We start from the raw sequence: 19,354 nt of genomic DNA, 5'->3' as shown, positions 1-19,354 counted from the left end.
CACGATACTGATAGTGCTGACGTATCAGCGCTGCATGCTCACGGCGGGTATTTTCCCTCTGACCGTATTCTGCAAGAACGGTGATATCACGAATCCCGAGCTGTCTGGCGGTAAAATGCCGGACGCCCGAAGGAATATGATTCATGTCAGTAAGAAAAGTGCCCAGAAAACGCACACACCCGATTTGCAGGGCAATACCAAGTCGATTGTGATCACCCCGGCTTTTCCCGATAAATTCTTTATCCGCTTCATCAAGATGAAAATAACGCGCCAGCTGAAGTTCATCGGGTTCGCCAGTGAACCTGCCATAACTCTCAACCTGCTCAGTGGTCAAAAAATCAACGGGCATATCGGCCTCCCTGCCTGACGGCTTTTTTAACACAACTGCAACCGTTCGAAATATTATAAATTATCAGACATAGTAAAACGGCTTCGTTTGAGTGTCCATTAAATCGTCATTTTGGCATAATAGACACATCGTGTCTGATATTCGATTTAAGGTACATTTTTATGCGAATTTTTGGTTATGCGCGGGTCTCAACCAGCCAGCAGTCCCTCGATATTCAGATCAGAGCGCTCAAAGATGCAGGGGTAAAAGCTAACCGCATCTTTACCGACAAGGCATCCGGCAGTTCAACAGATCGGGAAGGGCTGGATTTGCTGAGGATGAAGGTGGAGGAAGGTGATGTCATTCTGGTGAAGAAGCTCGACCGTCTTGGCCGCGACACCGCCGACATGATCCAACTGATAAAAGAGTTTGATGCTCAGGGTGTAGCGGTTCGGTTTATTGACGACGGGATCAGTACCGACGGTGATATGGGGCAAATGGTGGTCACCATCCTGTCGGCTGTGGCACAGGCTGAACGCCGGAGGATCCTAGAGCGCACGAATGAGGGCCGACAGGAAGCAAAGCTGAAAGGAATCAAATTTGGCCGCAGGCGTACCGTGGACAGGAACGTCGTGCTGACGCTTCATCAGAAGGGCACTGGTGCAACGGAAATTGCTCATCAGCTCAGTATTGCCCGCTCCACGGTTTATAAAATTCTTGAAGACGAAAGGGCCTCGTGATACGCCTATTTTTATAGGTTAATGTCATGATAATAATGGTTTCTTAGACGTCAGGTGGCACTTTTCGGGGAAATGTGCGCGGAACCCCTATTTGTTTATTTTTCTAAATACATTCAAATATGTATCCGCTCATGAGACAATAACCCTGGTAAATGCTTCAATAATATTGAAAAAGGAAGAGTATGAGTATTCAACATTTTCGTGTCGCCCTTATTCCCTTTTTTGCGGCATTTTGCCTTCCTGTTTTTGCTCACCCAGAAACGCTGGTGAAAGTAAAAGATGCTGAAGATCAGTTGGGTGCACGAGTGGGTTACATCGAACTGGATCTCAACAGCGGTAAGATCCTTGAGAGTTTTCGCCCCGAAGAACGTTTTCCAATGATGAGCACTTTTAAAGTTCTGCTATGTGGTGCGGTATTATCCCGTGTTGACGCCGGGCAAGAGCAACTCGGTCGCCGCATACACTATTCTCAGAATGACTTGGTTGAGTACTCACCAGTCACAGAAAAGCATCTTACGGATGGCATGACAGTAAGAGAATTATGCAGTGCTGCCATAACCATGAGTGATAACACTGCTGCCAACTTACTTCTGACAACGATCGGAGGACCGAAGGAGCTAACCGCTTTTTTGCACAACATGGGGGATCATGTAACTCGCCTTGATCGTTGGGAACCGGAGCTGAATGAAGCCATACCAAACGACGAGCGTGACACCACGATGCCTGCAGCAATGGCAACAACGTTGCGCAAACTATTAACTGGCGAACTACTTACTCTAGCTTCCCGGCAACAATTAATAGACTGGATGGAGGCGGATAAAGTTGCAGGACCACTTCTGCGCTCGGCCCTTCCGGCTGGCTGGTTTATTGCTGATAAATCTGGAGCCGGTGAGCGTGGGTCTCGCGGTATCATTGCAGCACTGGGGCCAGATGGTAAGCCCTCCCGTATCGTAGTTATCTACACGACGGGGAGTCAGGCAACTATGGATGAACGAAATAGACAGATCGCTGAGATAGGTGCCTCACTGATTAAGCATTGGTAACTGTCAGACCAAGTTTACTCATATATACTTTAGATTGATTTAAAACTTCATTTTTAATTTAAAAGGATCTAGGTGAAGATCCTTTTTGATAATCTCATGACCAAAATCCCTTAACGTGAGTTTTCGTTCCACTGAGCGTCAGACCCCTGTTCCTGGTGGGGTTGATTACATCAGTGGCCAGGATCAGAAGTGGTGGCCTGCTGCTGCCGGTATTGCTGCATATGGAAGCAACCACGCTGGGTTTACTGTTTGGTTGAAAGTTATATTTTTATTAAACATTGTGCGTTAAAGCCTGGTGTGTTTTTTTAGTGGATGTTATATTTAAATATAACTTTTATGGAGGTGAAGAATGCATACCACCCGACTGAAGAGGGTTGGCGGCTCAGTTATGCTGACCGTCCCACCGGCACTGCTGAATGCGCTGTCTCTGGGCACAGATAATGAAGTTGGCATGGTCATTGATAATGGCCGGCTGATTGTTGAGCCGTACAGACGCCCGCAATATTCACTGGCTGAGCTACTGGCACAGTGTGATCCGAATGCTGAAATATCAGCTGAAGAACGAGAATGGCTGGATGCACCGGCGACTGGTCAGGAGGAAATCTGACATGGAAATAGGGGAAATCTGGCTTGTCTCGCTTGATCCTACCGCAGGTCATGAGCAGCAGGGAACGCGGCCGGTGCTGATTGTCACACCGGCGGCCTTTAATCGCGTGACCCGCCTGCCTGTTGTTGTGCCCGTAACCAGCGGAGGCAATTTTGCCCGCACTGCCGGCTTTGCGGTGTCGTTGGATGGTGTTGGCATACGTACCACAGGTGTTGTACGTTGCGATCAACCCCGGACAATTGATATGAAAGCACGGGGCGGAAAACGACTCGAACGGGTTCCGGAGACTATCATGAACGAAGTTCTTGGCCGCCTGTCCACTATTCTGACTTGAACATGGGGTTTGAGGGGCAACTGGATGAAAACGTACGATTTAGGGCACTAAAACCGCTGTTGTCCCACCATTCTGGTGATTCCCAAACGTTATTTGGCTAAAAAGTAGTTTTGATGTGGTTTATTTTCCGAATTCCAAGCGCAGCCCTACTTTCTTGTGCGTATTTGCGTGTTTTGCGCAGTTTTGAAGTTCCTACATCAGATTGACTTCGGATACAAATTCAATGAACATTGATGCAAATACTGACCTATCAGTTTCTTAACTAAATACTCGAGATACATCTAATGGCTAATGAAAACTTAGATATTGACTCCAAGACAGCAGAAGAATTATACGAGTGGTATCTGGATGATAAATTAATTATAAATCGAAGATACCAAAGAAAATTAGTATGGTCCCTCGAAGAGAAAACAGCACTGATTTCATCAATGACTCAGCAATCGACGCGTGTCAACGATATTTCGTAACGTTTTGAAATAAAACCGCCCGCAAACATGTTTAACTTTAGTCTCCAATCAAATGTCCGGCAGCAAACATTTGATTGTGGGCTTCAGTTTCAAAACACTGTGCAGTTTCTACTTCTGAGCCCTCGCCATGCCAAGCGCAAGCAGGGCATGGCGTATATCTCTCTGGGAGCTTCCAGGAACTGCCCCGAGAGACCGGCAGAACCAGAGATACCCTCAGGTATCTCAGTGGCAGGCACAGTACGGATACGTACTGTGCCTGCCACACTCATTCACATACCTTTTAATGTTGCTGCTGTCGCAGCCTTTTATAGCCCTGACGGGCTTCCAACCGGGTACTTCCACAGCTAAAGGTAAATCTGTCGAACCGGTAGGACAATCCCCCACAGCAAGGCTAAGCCTCACTCTTTTGATGTATGGCTTGCGGAGAGATAGAGACTCCCACCATACTTCCCTCCCGCTGTTCGCGGCGGGGATTGTTTCCAGTTCCGGTACTCAAGCACATGGTAGGGTCAAGCTATAGTAAGAAAAGATAGACCCATTTTATTTATAACTAACTATGGTTACCTATAACTAACTCACTTTAATTCGACTGTTATCGATATTGATATCAACACTACGAATTAAGCCTCGGCTGATATCTTTACGTCCAAGTTATCAACCTTTGCGCAGCTGCATGACGCGACAGCGGCATGCAGCTGCAAGTGTACTTGCAGTTGCCCTTAATGCGGTTGCAGCTGAGCAGCTTGCACAGGGAGCCTGTGCACGTTATGTGAGGCCAACCCAGTGGACTTGCCATGCGCAGATTGCCCGCATTTGCTGCGGACGGATCTATGGACGTAGCAAGTCTGAAAAGCACCAGCAGACTGGCCTGTTTAAGCAGCGTAAGCATCCCGGCAGGCAAGACTGTCAGTTGTTTGTGCTTGCTGCGGTCAGCCTGTGTGGCTGCTGCAGGCCGCGCAAGCGGCATAGGGCAGAAGCCCGCGCAGGGAGCCTGTGCACGTTATGTGAGGCCAACGCAGAGGACTTGCCATGCGCAGATTGCCCGCATTTGCTGCGGACGGATCTCTGGACGTAGCAAGTCTGAAAAGCACCAGCAGACTGGCCTGTTTAAGCGGCGTAAGCAGCCTGGCAGGCAAGACTGTCAGCTATTTGTGCATGCGGCGGTCAGCCTGTGTGGCTGCTGCAGGCCGCGCAAGCGGCATAGGGCAGAAGCCCGCGCAGGGAGCCTGTGCACGTTATGTGAGGCCCACGCAGTGGACTTGCCATGCGCAGATTGCCCGCATTTGCTGCGGACGGATCTATGGACGTAGCAAGTCTGAAAAGCACCAGCAGACTGGCCTGTTTAAGCAGCGTAAGCAGCCCGGCAGGCAAGACTGTCAGTTGTTTGTGCATGCAGCGGTCAGCCTGTGGAGCTGCTGCAGGCCGCGCAAGCGGCATAGGGTAGAAGCCCGCACAGGGAGCCTGTGCACGTTATGTGAGGCCAACGCAGTGGACTTGCCATGTGCAGATTGCCCGCATTTGCTGCGGACGGATCTCTGGACGTAGCAAATCAACAAATTTCAAGTCAGAACAGCATGATTAAGCCGCTTAAGCGCTCTATTTATACTGTCTGCAAGGCAGAGCCTAAATAGTTTCAATCAGCGAAGCAGGTATGGCATTAGCCTGTCTGCAGCCAATTGATACAAGTACCAGCGGCAAGCCAGCACATTGAGAGCATGCATTCTTATGCATGCAGAAATCATTGTTAGCCATAACGACTGAGCCTGTATCAGGCAGCCATGGCTATCTCATCCAGTTGAGTCTTCTTTTCTAGAGGCGTGAGACCACCGAGACAAATCTGTGGCCTGTACATGTTGTACCATGCAATGTAGTTGAACAGAGATCTGTAGAACTGGTTAAGACTTCTGAATTTGCGACCGAAGAACATCTCTTTCTTAAGTACGGAGAATCGACCCTCGCACTTGCCATTATCATAGCAGTTGCCCTTTCTTGAGTTACTCAGGAAGGTGTTGACTGCATTGTTTGCAACATCGGTATAGGCAAATCGCTTGTAGTGATGTCCCTGATCGCTGTGAACTATTGTAATAACTTCGTCAGGAATCTTATCAAGAGCCTTCTCAAGACCATCAATCACCATAGCAACGCTTGGAGATTTGGATATGGTGGCCGTAAGAATCATGTTTGTAGCAAGATCCATATAAATGGACAGGTAGACCTTCTCCCCACAAACGATCATCTCTGAGATGTCAGTAACAATCTTTTCGCCAAATATTTCTGAGTGGAAATTGCGGCCAAGAAGCTCAGGATGGGCGCCCTTGAGCCCTTTTAAGAATGAGCTGTATGGATTGGGCCTGGGATGGTTTCTGTGCACTTTCAGACCGTACTTTTTCATCAGCTTGGCTACAGTTGCAGGCGCAAGATAGATTCCAAAGTGCTTTCTGAGCAGCTTGGCCATAACACGGCGACCAGCGAGCCCTTTACCAATCTCCTTAAAACAGTACTTGAATTTAGTTTCAATGACTGCATAAGGATCAAGAGAGTCAGGATGCTCCTGGTAATAGTTGAACTGTCTTGATGTTATGCCGACCATATTCTTAATTGTGGACGGTTTCCACTCAGGGTGCCTCTCAATAAGAAAGCTGGCAGTACGATAACGCCATTTGATGAGCTCATGACCTGGCAATGGCTTTAAACCCTCGAGCTCTATCAGCTCTGCTGCAGCTTTTCTTATATCAAATTCTGTCTGCTCTCTATCAAGTAACGTTCTGCGATGATGCTCTGGCAGATCATGGAAGCCCTCACTGCGGGTATCAATACGTGGAAGCGGTGCCCTTGACCCTGGGTTATATGTACTTGCTGGAACACGAGCCGGGAACTCACCCAGAAAGTAGCGTTCAGCTTCAACAATATTTAAAAAGGCCTCTTTCTTTGGAGTTTTTGAAGTTCCTGATTGAGCATTCTCAATAAAATCGATGCTGATTTGCTCCTGCTTCGCAAGTCTGGCAACAACCTCATCGCAGCAATCAAAATAGCCAGCCTCATTGAGCAGACTGCCATACATCAGCTTAACCTGCTCTAATGACAAATACAGGCCACAGTCGACAAACGAATGCTTACAGAGCTGTGAGAGGAAAGTTGCCGCATATTCAGGAGCGAAGATGAACGTGCATAAGGCCTGCTCATCTTTACTGTCAAGCTGGCCCTTGTTTCTGTTCACCTTTTTAGGAGGATAGTATTTAATATTCTCTTTTGCCCTGCCGAAGATACAAGGCTTGTCGGGCTGCACCTTCACACTTTCAGTCAGGCTCTGGCTGAAAGTTGCATAGCCTTCCTTGTCCAGACTGAAATCGAAGTCACTCAACCTTGAATCCATAAATGGAGCAAAAGGATCAATCTCAATTGCAGCGCCGGCTGCCAGTTCCTCTTCCGAAAGCTGATCGTATTGAGACGAAACCAGACCGGCATCTTTATTTGCCTCTACCTCATGCAAATAGCACTGTCTTTTAACATGCTCTGGCTCCATTGGCACGCCATTTGGAGCAGGATGGGAGAAACCATCCTTGCCAAAGTACTTTTGCAGCCTGGCTCGAAGCTTGTTGCGTGGAATCTTAAAGTAGATCTCTGCACGCTCATATCCACACTTTGACTCAAGTACACAGTTGTGAATACCTAAAAACTGAACCTTCGTGTAAGAAGGACGACCTACTCTCAAATTGAACTTGCGAGCACTTTCTTCACCATGGATCTCAATAAACAGCAAGTACCATCCGACAATGCCATGGCTCATTTTCAACTTGTTGGAAATAGCTTTCTCACCCAGACCCTCGTGGCGAAGGCTGATTATGTTTTCAAGTTGCTCGCACTTCATCGATTACCCCTTTGACTCAAAACAGGTTCAGGTTTCTATCAGAACATATTTTACTGTATAAAATACCATGGCACATTACCTCCCGGACGAGTGGGAATCCATGGTAGGGATTTTTACCGAAATGGAAGAACACTATTAGGGGGCACCTCAGAAAACGGAAAATAAAGCACGCTAAGGCATAGCTGACCTTGCCAGGCCTGCTTCGCCCTGTAGTGACGCGAACAACGGGCAGGAAACATTCCCCTTTCGTGCATGGCAGGCGCACACGAGTTCAGACAGCACGGTTTCCATGCGCGCCAAGTCGGCCATCTTCTCGCGCACGTCCTTGAGCTTGTGTTCGGCCAGGCTGCTGGCCTCCTCGCAGTGGGTGCCATCGTCGAGCCGCAACAGCTCGGCAATCTCGTCCAGACTGAACCCCAGCCGCTGTGCCGATTTCACGAATTTCACCCGAACCACGTCCGCCTCCCCATAGCGGCGGATGCTGCCGTAAGGCTTGTCCGGTTCCCGCAACAGGCCCTTGCGCTGATAGAAGCGGATTGTCTCCACGTTGACCCCGGCCGCCTTGGCAAAAACGCCAATGGTCAGGTTTTCCAAATTATTTTCCATATCGCTTGACTCCGTACATGAGTACGGAAGTAAGGTTACGCTATCCAATCCAAATTCAAAAGGGCCAACGTATGTCTGAACCACAAAACGGGCGCGGTGCGCTCTTCGCCGGCGGGCTGGCCGCCATTCTTGCATCGACCTGCTGCCTGGGGCCGCTAGTACTCAGTGGGTCAAAACTTTTGAAATCTGATACTAGCGGCCCAGTGGAGGTGGAGGAGGTACAGGGGTGCTGCTATTGTTGCGCAAAGATGCGGCGCGCAGGGCCTCTACATTATTCTGGGACTCGCAGGCGGCAGCAATGCCCAGATTGCAGGCACGGGCATAGTAGATACTGGCGTGGTCGAGATTGACCGGAGTGCTGTAATTTGGCACCTCGGCACCGCCAGTTTCGCACAGTCGACCAAGGTACATGCAGGAAAGACCATTGTTTATTTTGCAGGCCTGCTCGAGCATGGCAATAGCTGTCGAAGTGTCCTGCTTCATGGCTATACCTGAGAGCATATTGCTGGCATAAAGAGTACAGGCATCACCATTGCCCATCTGGCAGCCGGCATCAAGGAATCTGTTTGCTGAAGCATCATCGCCCTGGTTATGCAGCTGAACTGCATTGGCCAGACATACTGAGGAGTTGCCGGCAAAGCAGGCACGCTGAGAGAACTCAATAGCTCTGGTACCGTCACCTGCAGCTGTATAGTAATTGGCAAGATCCATACAGGCATCAGGGCTGTTAAGCTCGCAGCCTTTTTCGTAATAGGAGACGGAGTCAGCAGGTATGACGTTGGACTTTGGGTCTTTTGAAGCTGTATTGTGCTCCAGGGCAACCAGACGGCCTGCGTAATAGCAGCCCATGCCCAGATTGCTCTCTGACTTGCGCACATAATCAGGCTTTGCAAGAGCCAGATCACATGCCCTGGTGAACATCCCCCTGGCAGCATTCTGGTCTTTCTCTACACCACGACCCTGGAAAAGCATCAGGCCCGACATGGTGCAGCCAAAAGGGTCATCCAGTTCACAGGAGTGAGAAAGCAGCTTGTAACCATAGGAATAGTCCTGCTTAGGGCTGCGATCATCAACGAAATAGTTGCCGTACATGCCAAGAGCATGCCCCCAGACAGTACATGCTGTCTTAAGACCACCTGTACAGGCCTTTTCAAGGTTGAAAGCGGCCAGCTTCATATTGATGTCAATATCAGTATTGTGGTCAATGGCAAGTGAGGAATAGTGAATACCAAGACGCTGACAGGCCTCCAGATCATTGGCGCCTTCACATTTTGAGGTGAGTTTCTTTATCTCAGCTGTTTCGAGAACAGCTTTGCCATCATGACTGTGAGCGTCGCCCGCTTCGTTAGTCTGACGGGAAAGGCTGGCACTGCCCAGCAGGCGCTGATCATTGAGTTCTACCTGACGCTGCATCTTTTTCATGTGCTCAGGATCGGCAAGATTAGCCTCAATCTGGGAAATAATCTTCTCAGGCTGAACGTTGGCCGGATTCTTAAGTCCGGTACCAGCATGGGCAACACCACTGATAGCTGCACCAGAGATCACTGAGCAAAGCCCAAGGACCAGAAGGGATGTTCTAAGTCCATTACTATTGGGAGCAGTTTTAATACCAGACATAATAAAAACCCTGAAAGTTAGCTAAGGATTCAGCATGTAACTGCGTCTTATGATTACCGGCAAAAAGACAAGGACAGTAAGGCAGCTACAAAAATCATGCCCATAACTCACGGAAAGGCGCATGATGAAAATAAGGCATGAAAGGCCAAAACGAGTCGGCTCATCAAGCTCTGACAGCCTTGACAACTCAGCCCCTCAGTATTACGCAGAGCTGATGTATCAGGGGCCTGATAACTGTCAGCACGGGGCGTATCAAGCACTGTTGTCCCCTGCAGGACTCCCAGTTGCGGACATTGCGCAACAGCCGTGCCTCTGATCGGAAATGACCTTTTGAGCCATGTCCAGACGGGGAGTCTGACGTAGCAACGGACAAATACGTAATGAGTACCTGACGTAGTACCTGAAGAAGTATCTTGCGAAGTGTCTGACAGAGTGTATGAGGCAGGTTCTCAAGGGCTGTCTCAATACCTGTTATATGTAGCGCATAGTACCTGATGTTACCGCAAAAGTGCCCGGTTGACGGCCATATGAAGCATATTTTTCAGAGCCCGTAATGGGCTTTAATCTCTGATATGGAAAAGACAAATGGTGCCCATGATGCCCAAGATGGGGGCTCAGGACAGCCGGTTCTGTCCTTTATGGCAGTGTCTAATTACTGCTTCATAGTTAGCTGAACACAGTGGAGTCTTAAACAGCCTGACCGCCTTTTACAGGCTTAAACAGGCTATCTTGATGCCAGTCTGTGCATGCTCAAGACAAGGATGCAAAGCATTAACCGTACGTGAATACAAGGATGTGATTAACAGAGCTTAATCTCATTTCATTCTATCCTAAATACCCTGGGCAACATACAGAGAGCTGTCATTTAGTGACGACCAGCGTCCAGACATGTGATCCAGCACATCAATCCTGACCATAACAGTGTTAGCTTGTCAGCACCTCCATACCAGCCCGACGATAAAAACGCCTGAATACACGATTCCATATAGTCAAAGCGCCTGCTCACTAAAGATGCCAGATATAACATATAGCTCTAACAACTAAACCTTTACTGAAGCACGTATCAGGGAGCCTGAGACTAAAACCAGCCGCGCACGAAAAGCTTATGAACACTCGTTATACTGCCGGGGCGCCGCAACTGGTGGGCTGATTTGTCCGGTATGAGGCAGAAAAAAGGCCCTGCCAGTAAGTGGCAGGGCCCTGTGTGGAGTTTGAGTCGATTATTGCTCAGCAGCACTGCAGGCAAGCAGTCATCCCTGCACTGAGCTCATAATGAGCTCAGGTCGGGCTGAACTGCAGTGCGCCCTGATCGGCCGCACAGAACTGTACGCACCGGCTATGCCTGCTGTGCGATGCATCAGGCTGCAGGGGCCATGGTGGTCAGCTGAGCTGAAGTGTAGTTGCCTGCGACGTTTACACTCCTTGAGGCATGACGCTGATGCATGGTTATGGCACCTGCTTTGTGTACTGTTGTCCCTGGTGAAGAGTGGTTAAATCCATGAGCTGATGCTGCACTTCCAGAGACAGAACCCGCAGACACACTCTTAAGGCTCTTAATGGTGCTTCCAGCAGCTGCATAGGCTGACAGTAAAGAGCCTTTGCTGTAGCTGCCTGAGCCGCGCATTGCTGAGCCGCTGCCACTGGAGCTGCGCATGGAGGTCCCTGAGCTGCTTGAGCTGCCTGTGGCGGAGCTGCTGGAGCTGCTTGTGGCACTGCTGAAGGAGGCCGCTGTACGACTGACTGCTGCACTGCGGACAGCACTGCTTACATGAGATGCCTGCTTATGGTCAGCTGCGGATTTGATAAGCGCTGCAGTAACATCACGAAGGTGGCTGTTAGTATAGTCAGCTCCTGATTCATGCTGGGAAGCCATCATGGTTTCAATCATGGCACTTGCCGAGCCAATGTGCCTGTGATAACTGGTGGTGCTGCCAGCATATGAGCCAGCAGTCGCAGCGCTGCGGCCTCCGACACTGCTGCCTGCGCCAGTGGTCCCAGTGCCAATAGTGTTTGTACCAATGGAGTTCGTGCCAATGCTGCCTGCAGCACTAATAGCGGTATTTGTGCTGGTTGACCAGCTGCGTCCACTCATGGAGTATGTACCTTCTGCAGGTATGTCAGGCTGCTTAACAGCACAGCAGGCTGCATCATCCCCAGTATCAGTATTTGCATCGGAATCCATTCCATCCTTAGCATAAGCTGCAGCGGCCGCCATCATCTGAACAGTAGCCTCAGTCCTGAAGTAGCTGACGGCTTTTTGCATGTTGAATACTCTGTCTACAAGGTCATCAAGAGCACTGAGGTTATCGGTAGTCATCGAGCTGATATGCTGACTGGTACTGGTAATGGAGCAGATATTCTTGGAGATTTCGCCTGTGGAGCAGTGCTGCTGCTCGGCTGAAGTCGAAATTCTGGTTACCTGATCATTAAGGCTGTCGACCTTGGCCACAATGTCATCAAAAATACTCTGAAGTTCATCGGCCTCATTAGCGATGGACTCAATATTGGCAACTGAGGCATTCATCGACTCAAGGCAGGATGAAGTGTTCTTCTGTACGCTCTCAATGGTAGCGCGAATCTGCGAAGTAGACCGGGCTGTCTGAGCAGCAAGGGCACATACTTCATCAGCAACTACGGCAAAGCCACGGCCTGCAGCGCCGGCACGGGCTGCCTCAATTGCAGCGTTGAGGGCCAGCAGGTTGGTCTTGGAGGCGATATCTTCAATGGTAGTGACGATGGCAGAAATACTTCTGGAATGATCGACCAGAGCAGCTATATTGTCAGCATCATTGCGGGTATTAACAGCCTGAGCGCGGATACGCTCAATAGTATTGCGTGCTGAGCTGATGCCATGGGATGTAGCATCATGAGTCTGCTCAGAGGTTACGGCAGCACTTTCACAGCTGCGGGCAATTTCGGCTGTGGTACTGGTCATCTCATTAACAGCTGAGGAAACATTCACAGCATGATTCTGATGCTCATGAAGCTCAGTGGAAATAGCATGGTCTGCCACAGAAATCTGATTGAGTCGGGCCACCACCTCAATGGTCTGCTCGGCTACAGTGCCGATATGCTCGTTTATGGCGTTTTTCATGCGCTCAATGGCCATAATGAGCTCGCCAAACTCGTCGTGAGTCCTGGTCTTGATCCTGATATCAAGTTCGCCAGCTGCAATACGCTGAGCTCTGTCAGAGCAGTAACGCAGGTGAGACAGGATGTTTCCTGAAATGGCCAGAGCAATAACAATGCTGGCAATCAGAGAGGCAGTCATGGCAATGATGATGTCACGACGCACCGGGCTGTCAGCAAGCTTACCTGTCATACTGGTAATGCGCTTATGCTGACTTGCAATAATGTCTGAACAAACAGAGTAGGCCTGGTTGTTGAGCGGACCGAGGCTCTCGTTATACACAACAGAGAAGCCCTCTATAGAGCCAATAAGCAGCTGGGCCTTGGCTCGGGTACGGAAAATCCTGGCCCACTCAAGAGCCAGATTACGTGCCTTGTCCAGTTTTTCCTTGTCAGCATGGTTGCTGGCACGCATTTCTCTGATGTCAGCTTCAAAGACCTTGATTTCATCAATCAGAGCAAAGACAGCCTTAGTGCGCTCGCTCTGATCGGTAATGCGGCCTGAAAGGAAGTCATAGATTTTGTAATCAAGTGCGGCCAGTCTGTTCTGAACGCCACTTACCTGCTCATAATCACGTGAAAGCAGGGCATCAGTCTGCTCTACTACCTCAAGGGTATTGTCAATGAAGATTAATGAGCTGACCGAGGCAGCTGACGTCAGTATCAGCACGGAAAAGAAACTCAGCAGCAGTTTGGCACGAACCCTGAGGTTACACAGAAATTTGAGCATAAACAGTTCTCACTGCCTGAACCATGACCGTTGTGATTTAACCGGGATCAAGGTTCATACAGTCAGCAAGAGCCGTCCAGAACATATTTATGTCCTGGAGCAGGGTGCTGCAATACCTGCCATGAACAGCTGCATGAACGACAGCTTTGACATGACAGGACAGTTCCTGAGGAAGCTGAATTTACTTTCACCCGGTCAGGCCATGACAGGCTTGACCTTTTCTATAATAATTGTCCAATAGATGCGGCAGACAGCACACAAAAAAGCCACAATACGGGCTTTGCTGTTGCGCACGGCTAAGATAGTCGCGTCGCATAAAGGACAAATTGATTTTTTGTTAAATCTAGTCATACGTAAATCCTCTGTGCTCAGACCTAAGGACCATGCCCTGCATAGATGCGCACTTTCATGGCTTACAAAGGGCATATTGAATCAGGTAAAAATACACGAAAAAGATTTTCAGCGCCTACATCTGACAGGCCCCGGACTTTGCTCATTTCCAGAGCACAAGCTTCTCATCTCATCCCACCACGTCCCACCCTATCTTGTCATCCCCGCCCGTCATCCGCTCCTATGCTCCCACCATCTCACCACGGCTGTCTTCACAATCAGCCCGGCACGCCCTGGTAACAACAATCAAGAACGCAGGAGACATCCACCTGCTGCCTGTCAGGCTGGTATCCCAGTCGTACAGCCCGGCATATCGTATGTACTATCTTTCAAAGCCGAATAATCTGTGCTCATGAAGCTGGCCAGCACCTAAGACACTAAACCACCTCCCGCCCGAAAAGACAGCAATAAGAAAGGCTAACAGCACCTGACAATGCTTCAGGAAGAGCAGCAGGCTGACAAGGCGCCCTAAAATATGATGAATGAGGGATAACCTGTCCCAGCCAGTATGGCAGACCATTGACCCGTGACTGCTGGTGAATGTCAGTTACCGAACCTGCCTTACAAACAATGTTTGTGGTACATGCTTCTCCTGCAACGACAACACCGGGCACGGACATATCTATACCAAAAGCTGCCCACGGTCTTGAAGATAACTGGGCTGAGATAGAGCACGCTCATCAAAGAGGGCAGAGCTCTCGTCAGAGGAGATGAAAGAAAAGGAGAAGGTGCAGGACAAAGACAAGGACAAGGACAAGGACAAGGACAAGGACAAGGACAAGGACAAGGACAAGGACAAGGATAGCATCGCAAGCACAAACTCATGGTGACAGTCTGCAGCACAAACGACACTGCCATACAGGAGTCACAATGGTGCACATGAAATGGCCATTTTCAGCTGTGTTTGAGACAAATATGCATTGATATGGTTTTGTTCACAGTGCATGCATGGCTGTGGTAGTCTAAAGACAGAACACCATGGTTACCTTTCGGCTCATCAGGCAGGCTATAAACCAACGTGCCGGCCAGCAGCATACAGACATGGCATAGCCTGTCAGGCAAAGCATCATCTGACAGGTTTGGAATGGCCTGCCAGGAACAACATCTGCTGACAGTCATGCCATATGTCAACTGGCATGGCATAGCCTCTCAGGCATGGAATCTGCCTACAGACAGAGCTCTGCTCAGCATATATGTTCATACGTGTGAGCAGGGAAACCAGGTGTACAAAGATTTGATCAGTCAGGAGAAACAGGTCTTGAAGTCATTAAACGATTCTTTCAAGCTCAGCAACGGCTACTCAATCCCATGCATTGGTTTTGGCACCTGGAAAGTAGCTACTGGTGAAAGTGGCGCCGAGGTAGTGCGCAAAGCCATTGAAAGTGGCTATCGTCATATTGATGGTGCAGCCATTTATGGCAATGAAAAGGACGTAGGAGCAGGTATTCGTGCCTCAGGCATTGCCAGAGAAGAGCTCTTTATCACCAGCAAGGTCTGGAATGATGATCGTGGCTATAAGACTACTCTGGCTGCATTTGATCGTACCCTCAATGATCTGGGACTTGAGTACCTTGATCTTTACCTTATTCACTGGCCGGCTTCATCATCTCGCTTTGCCGACTGGGAGCAGATTAATCTTGACACCTGGCAGGCCATGACCGAGCTGTACAAGGCCGGTCGCATCAAGTCCATTGGTGTTTCCAACTTCCTGCCACACCACCTCAAGGCACTGCTTGGCGCTGAGGTAAAGCCAATGGTCAACCAGCTGGAAATCCACCCGGGTTACCTGCAGCGTGAAACCGTAGAGCTGTGCCAGAAAGAAGGCATTGTTGTTGAGGCATGGAGCCCTCTGGGACGTGAGCGCATCTTCAACAATCCTCTGCTCATTGAGCTGGCTGCAAAGTATGGCAAGTCAGTAGCCCAGATCTGCCTGCGCTGGTGCCTGCAGCACAACACCCTGCCTCTGCCTAAGACTGCTACTCCATCCCGCATGGTTGAAAACACTCAGGTCTTTGATTTTGAAATCTCAGCCGAGGACATGCAGCGTATTGACGCCCTGCCTGTCACAGGTGAATCAGGCCTGTATCCTGATGAGGTTACTTTCTAAAAGTAACTCCTCTCACAGCTTGCCTGTCCTTAATATGCTCCAGCATACCTGCCCGCTACCGGGCAGGCGTAAAGCATGGCCAGCTCCACAGCCCCTGCCCTACAACGGCATCCCATGCCCTCACCGACAGGCAAGGCAGCCACATGGCACCTCCGCATGCAACGCACATGAACCTGCACCTGCACCTGCACCTGCACCTGAAGGCCACAGACATGCGGTCGGCATACAAAAAATCATGCAGTCAGACCTGCATCCTGACCTGCATGTCTGGTACTAACGCAGCGCTCCGTCAGCGCTGCATGCCCAGCCGCTATTCCATCCTGCCCCGGTCCCGTGACCATGGGCCGCAATGCAATTTCGTTCCCGCCCTTTATCGTATTTGTCCATTTCTTCCCTTACATTCCCTTCACCTGTCAATACAGCTGCCTTAAGATTACACCTCAAGCATTTACCGCAGCCAGCGTCTTGCCCAGGCAAGGTGCGGCGCAATCATGCGCCTTGTTTCGTTCTCCCTGGTCTGCACGCCTTGATTAGTGCTCACTGGGTCATGCGCCTTGTTTCGTTCTCCCTGGTCTGCACGCCTTGATTAGTGCTCACTGGGTCATGCGCCTTGTTTCGTTCTCCCTGGTCTGCACACCTTGATTAGTACTCACTGGGTCATGCGCCTTGTTTCGTGCTCACTTGTTCACGCTCTTGATTCATACCCGAAGTTCTACAGAAGCGCTGCACAGCAGTTATGACCTGCTCAGTGGTACTTTATGTTGCTTCAGGCCCCGTTTACACACAGCATGAGCTGCCTGTCTATCCTGTCCAGTCCAGCATTAGTCACGCACAGGAAGACAGCCCAGGCGCTTCCTGAAGACAGGAGCATGTCCTGTCCTGATCATAAGCCATGACTGCACGCCTGCATTACCAGTTCTGTATGCGTCATTCGATATCAGGATACGCTATAAAATAATATGTACAAGCATTTTGTGCATAGGGAAGACAGCGGGCGATGTGACTTTGAGCATGAGCAAACAACTGAAAATTCTGATGGCATTGTTCAGAAATTAATCATTGAAAAAATTCAATCCAAGTCAGGGCAGCTAATGATAATAATTATCATTGCATGAAAAATGTGCAGCAATTTTTATGATTTTCTAGATATGCAAAAGCTGCATGTAAATGGGATTTTTACACCTCGTATACATCGCAATGGATAGCCAATATAAGCGATTTGTCGCTGGTAAATTTTTAAAAAATACTTGCATATGGCTACAACACTTAGATACAATCAGCAGCAAGTCGAATGCATATCTAGACAACTGAAACTGACACAGCAGATTCAGGTCTCATAAAGAGAAAAGTCCACAGCATTCAGGCTTGAAAAATAAAGACCGCACCCCTGAAACTGCGGCAATTGTCATAGCAACAGGCAATCAAACAGACCGCGCTCTGCAAAGCGCTTTAGAACACAATGTTTTGCTACTCAGGCACCCGACGAACTTATGCCTCCAGCGCCTTAACACGACTGGCTGGAACGGCAGTAAGAAAGGACTCGAGAGCCTTGCTCTATGGAAAATGGATAATGAAGTTATCTGCGTCCAGGAAAAAAGCATCACTTTCCACATCACACAAAGTACGTCTGGGTGTGCTGCTCGTTATAGCCTTAGCTGTAGGAGGTCAGGAAATTATGTCACGCTCTGATAACAGCGCACATGGTCTGTACAGAAACTCTGTCAAATGCACATTAACTGCAGCCGACTTCACTGAGACTGACCGTGCCCTTATGAGAGTTCCTCACAGCACGCAGTCACAGTGTACCCGCAGCTGATAAAGCAGACTCGTTGCACATTAACCAGTTAAATATGCGGCCGTAAGGCCCACGGGGCCCCAGAAGGGCAGCCCGGAATTTCAAAAAGCAAAAGTTGCCGGTCTTACGTCAGGCCGGCTGCCAGCTTAAACCGATTAGCATGTGACATGGGCCCACTGCCAGGCAGATGGGCCCTTTTTTATGCCTGTTATCAGGTTTTCCCCACAGGTCTCCCTCCCAGACAAAGCCGCCAGGGCAGCAATCCCTCCCTCTGGACAGCCTCAGCCTGCAGGCATGCTCCCTGTTTCAGTCTTAGCAGGCTGGCTGATCTCCCTATCCCTCCAGCTGCAGCACCTCATACCGACACACTGGCAGTCCCTCTCCACAAAGCAAAACATGCTGCAATCCCTGCAGAACAGGCATTCAGCCGGGCAGGCGGCATTCAAGACTGCACAATATGGCACCAGGCGTGTTCTACTGTACAGCCTGAGCAGGCAGCGTTGTGCTGTGCCGTTTCACCAGACAGCGTTCTGCTGTGCTGCCACACCAGCCCGCTGCGCTCAAAAGCTCATACAAATGGCAAAACTCCTATCCTGCAATGCAAGTAAATCAGATTGAACACTGACAAGACATAGAGCCTCAGAGCGGCTGAATACCTGCAGTAAAGGCTTGAACAGCCTTGCACCGGCTGAGATCAACCAGTGAACAGCTCAAATATTACAGGCATGAAGCCTCAAACCATAAAGCTTAATGTCCTGGGACTGAGTCACGGCGAATGTTCCTTAGCCAGTGACAGTTCTGGCATTCCTGGCAGTTCCTGAGGAGCATGCGGCCATGGTATATGAAGGGAAGAATTGGAGTTGAAAGCGAATGAAAGTCCCATTTTCAGAGGAATGTGACAGCTCGTGCCTGAGCTAAGTTGAAAATGAAGATTCATGGTGAATTCCTTATGCTGAGTTGCGCTCTGTACCGAGCGCAGTAACTGTTATCAAATACGGCACCGCAAGCGGTAGCCTTCAACGCAAGGCGGCCCGGAATGTTATCTCATGCAGGCGCACGCGGCTGCCGCGCCTGTTATCTAAGCCCCGCACTGGCGGGCCTTACTGTTATCTCATGCTACAGCAAGTGGCTGCAGCGTCTGTTATCTCAGACCCGCACAGGCGGGCCGTTCTGTTATCTCATGCTTCAGCACGCGGCTGTCGCGCCTACCTGTTATCTCAGACCCGCACTGGCGGGCCTTACTGTTATCTCATGCTTCAGCACGCGGCTGCCGTGCCTCTTATCTCACTTGCAGCGCGGCAGCTGCCGGTACTGTTATCTCATGACCAGCCGGGCATGCGTTGCCATGTCTCATTTTGGGCCCGGGACAATGGTCTTGATCTGCTGTCATGTGTTTGCCGGGCCTTTTGGGATGCATGCTCATGCTTAAGTCATTTTTGCTGTTATTACTGGTGCATTGGCCTGTCTTTAGAAGCTGTAGCTGACGCGGAAGCGGGCTGCAGCATCGTTCTGGGCAAATATTGGGGCTGTGCCAATTGCCTGGCTCAGGTCGAGCTCGGCATTGATGCCATATCCTGACCAGTTGAGGGTCAC

General features: G+C 49.7%; 12 protein-coding genes and 1 pseudogene. 8 read left to right on the top strand and 5 right to left on the bottom strand.

All coding sequences use genetic code 11. The annotated features are described in order from the left end of the window. On the bottom strand, window positions 1-349 hold a 349-nt coding region (locus tag MXE41_RS12290; protein ID WP_247100725.1), incomplete at its 3' end, for a DUF4158 domain-containing protein. A 161-nt stretch (window positions 350-510) separates the two neighbouring features. Between MXE41_RS12290 and MXE41_RS12285 the strand changes: the two genes are divergently transcribed. The 5 genes from MXE41_RS12285 to MXE41_RS12265 all read left to right on the top strand — a co-directional run bounded on the left by MXE41_RS12285 (window position 511) and on the right by MXE41_RS12265 (window position 3,519). Further along, entirely contained in the window at window positions 511-1,068 is a 558-nt protein-coding gene (locus tag MXE41_RS12285; RefSeq protein ID WP_001217881.1) for a recombinase family protein, read from the top strand. A gap of 182 nt (window positions 1,069-1,250) precedes the next feature. Beyond that, complete coding sequence (locus tag MXE41_RS12280) at window positions 1,251-2,111, top strand: broad-spectrum class A beta-lactamase TEM-1 (protein ID WP_000027057.1); 861 nt, start codon at window positions 1,251-1,253, stop codon at window positions 2,109-2,111. A 349-nt stretch (window positions 2,112-2,460) separates the two neighbouring features. Further along, a complete protein-coding gene (pemI, locus tag MXE41_RS12275) occupies window positions 2,461-2,718 on the top strand; it encodes a type II toxin-antitoxin system antitoxin PemI (protein ID WP_000557619.1) in 258 nt (85 codons plus the stop codon). Window position 2,719: 1 nt separating this feature from the next. After that, on the top strand, window positions 2,720-3,052 hold the full coding sequence (pemK-mt, locus tag MXE41_RS12270; protein ID WP_348647440.1) for a type II toxin-antitoxin system toxin endoribonuclease PemK-mt: 333 nt from the start codon (window positions 2,720-2,722) through the stop codon (window positions 3,050-3,052). 284 nt (window positions 3,053-3,336) lie between these two features. Continuing rightward, window positions 3,337-3,519 (top strand): hypothetical protein, encoded by a 183-nt coding sequence (locus tag MXE41_RS12265; RefSeq protein WP_247100721.1) that lies wholly within the window; start codon window positions 3,337-3,339, stop codon window positions 3,517-3,519. Between the two features lie 1,768 nt (window positions 3,520-5,287). Here MXE41_RS12265 and MXE41_RS12260 read toward each other — a convergent pair. Then, window positions 5,288-7,387 (bottom strand): IS3 family transposase, encoded by a 2,100-nt coding sequence (locus MXE41_RS12260; RefSeq protein ID WP_247100719.1) that lies wholly within the window; start codon window positions 7,385-7,387, stop codon window positions 5,288-5,290. Between the two features lie 171 nt (window positions 7,388-7,558). Continuing rightward, complete coding sequence (merR, locus tag MXE41_RS12255) at window positions 7,559-7,993, bottom strand: Hg(II)-responsive transcriptional regulator (RefSeq protein ID WP_247100717.1); 435 nt, start codon at window positions 7,991-7,993, stop codon at window positions 7,559-7,561. A gap of 71 nt (window positions 7,994-8,064) precedes the next feature. Between merR and MXE41_RS12250 the strand changes: the two are divergent. Further along, window positions 8,065-8,157 (top strand): annotated as a pseudogene (locus MXE41_RS12250) (mercuric transporter MerT family protein); the annotation flags it as partial. Window positions 8,158-8,185: 28 nt separating this feature from the next. Here MXE41_RS12250 and MXE41_RS12245 read toward each other — a convergent pair. Continuing rightward, window positions 8,186-9,610, bottom strand: a complete 1,425-nt coding sequence (locus MXE41_RS12245; RefSeq protein ID WP_247100711.1) for a tetratricopeptide repeat protein — start codon at window positions 9,608-9,610, stop codon at window positions 8,186-8,188. 1,357 nt (window positions 9,611-10,967) lie between these two features. Further along, a complete protein-coding gene (locus MXE41_RS12240; protein ID WP_247100709.1) occupies window positions 10,968-13,469 on the bottom strand; it encodes a methyl-accepting chemotaxis protein in 2,502 nt (833 codons plus the stop codon). A 1,648-nt stretch (window positions 13,470-15,117) separates the two neighbouring features. Here MXE41_RS12240 and MXE41_RS12235 point away from each other — a divergent pair. Beyond that, window positions 15,118-15,966 carry an aldo/keto reductase gene (locus MXE41_RS12235; RefSeq protein ID WP_247100707.1) on the top strand — a complete coding sequence of 283 codons (849 nt, stop codon included), beginning with the start codon at window positions 15,118-15,120 and terminating at the stop codon, window positions 15,964-15,966. Between the two features lie 1,570 nt (window positions 15,967-17,536). Beyond that, window positions 17,537-17,782 (top strand): hypothetical protein, encoded by a 246-nt coding sequence (locus MXE41_RS12230; RefSeq protein WP_246979009.1) that lies wholly within the window; start codon window positions 17,537-17,539, stop codon window positions 17,780-17,782. Window positions 17,783-19,354 lie beyond the last annotated feature (1,572 nt).

The organism is Anaerobiospirillum sp. NML120449 (assembly GCF_023051105.1).
Classification (GTDB): Bacteria; Pseudomonadota; Gammaproteobacteria; order Enterobacterales; family Succinivibrionaceae; genus Anaerobiospirillum.
This window is presented reverse-complemented; position numbering and strand designations above follow the sequence as displayed.

What these genes read in the sequence shown, in the direction of transcription:
- MXE41_RS12285 (WP_001217881.1), top strand. Translation starts at nt 511, where the DNA reads ATGCGAATTTTTGGTTATGCGCGGGTCTCAACCAGCCAGCAGTCCCTC.
- MXE41_RS12280 (WP_000027057.1), top strand. Translation starts at nt 1,251, where the DNA reads ATGAGTATTCAACATTTTCGTGTCGCCCTTATTCCCTTTTTTGCGGCA.
- pemI (WP_000557619.1), top strand. Translation starts at nt 2,461, where the DNA reads ATGCATACCACCCGACTGAAGAGGGTTGGCGGCTCAGTTATGCTGACC.
- pemK-mt (WP_348647440.1), top strand. Translation starts at nt 2,720, where the DNA reads ATGGAAATAGGGGAAATCTGGCTTGTCTCGCTTGATCCTACCGCAGGT.
- MXE41_RS12265 (WP_247100721.1), top strand. Translation starts at nt 3,337, where the DNA reads ATGGCTAATGAAAACTTAGATATTGACTCCAAGACAGCAGAAGAATTA.
- MXE41_RS12260 (WP_247100719.1), bottom strand. Translation starts at nt 7,387, where the DNA reads ATGAAGTGCGAGCAACTTGAAAACATAATCAGCCTTCGCCACGAGGGT.
- merR (WP_247100717.1), bottom strand. Translation starts at nt 7,993, where the DNA reads ATGGAAAATAATTTGGAAAACCTGACCATTGGCGTTTTTGCCAAGGCG.
- MXE41_RS12245 (WP_247100711.1), bottom strand. Translation starts at nt 9,610, where the DNA reads ATGTCTGGTATTAAAACTGCTCCCAATAGTAATGGACTTAGAACATCC.
- MXE41_RS12240 (WP_247100709.1), bottom strand. Translation starts at nt 13,469, where the DNA reads ATGCTCAAATTTCTGTGTAACCTCAGGGTTCGTGCCAAACTGCTGCTG.
- MXE41_RS12230 (WP_246979009.1), top strand. Translation starts at nt 17,537, where the DNA reads ATGAAGTTATCTGCGTCCAGGAAAAAAGCATCACTTTCCACATCACAC.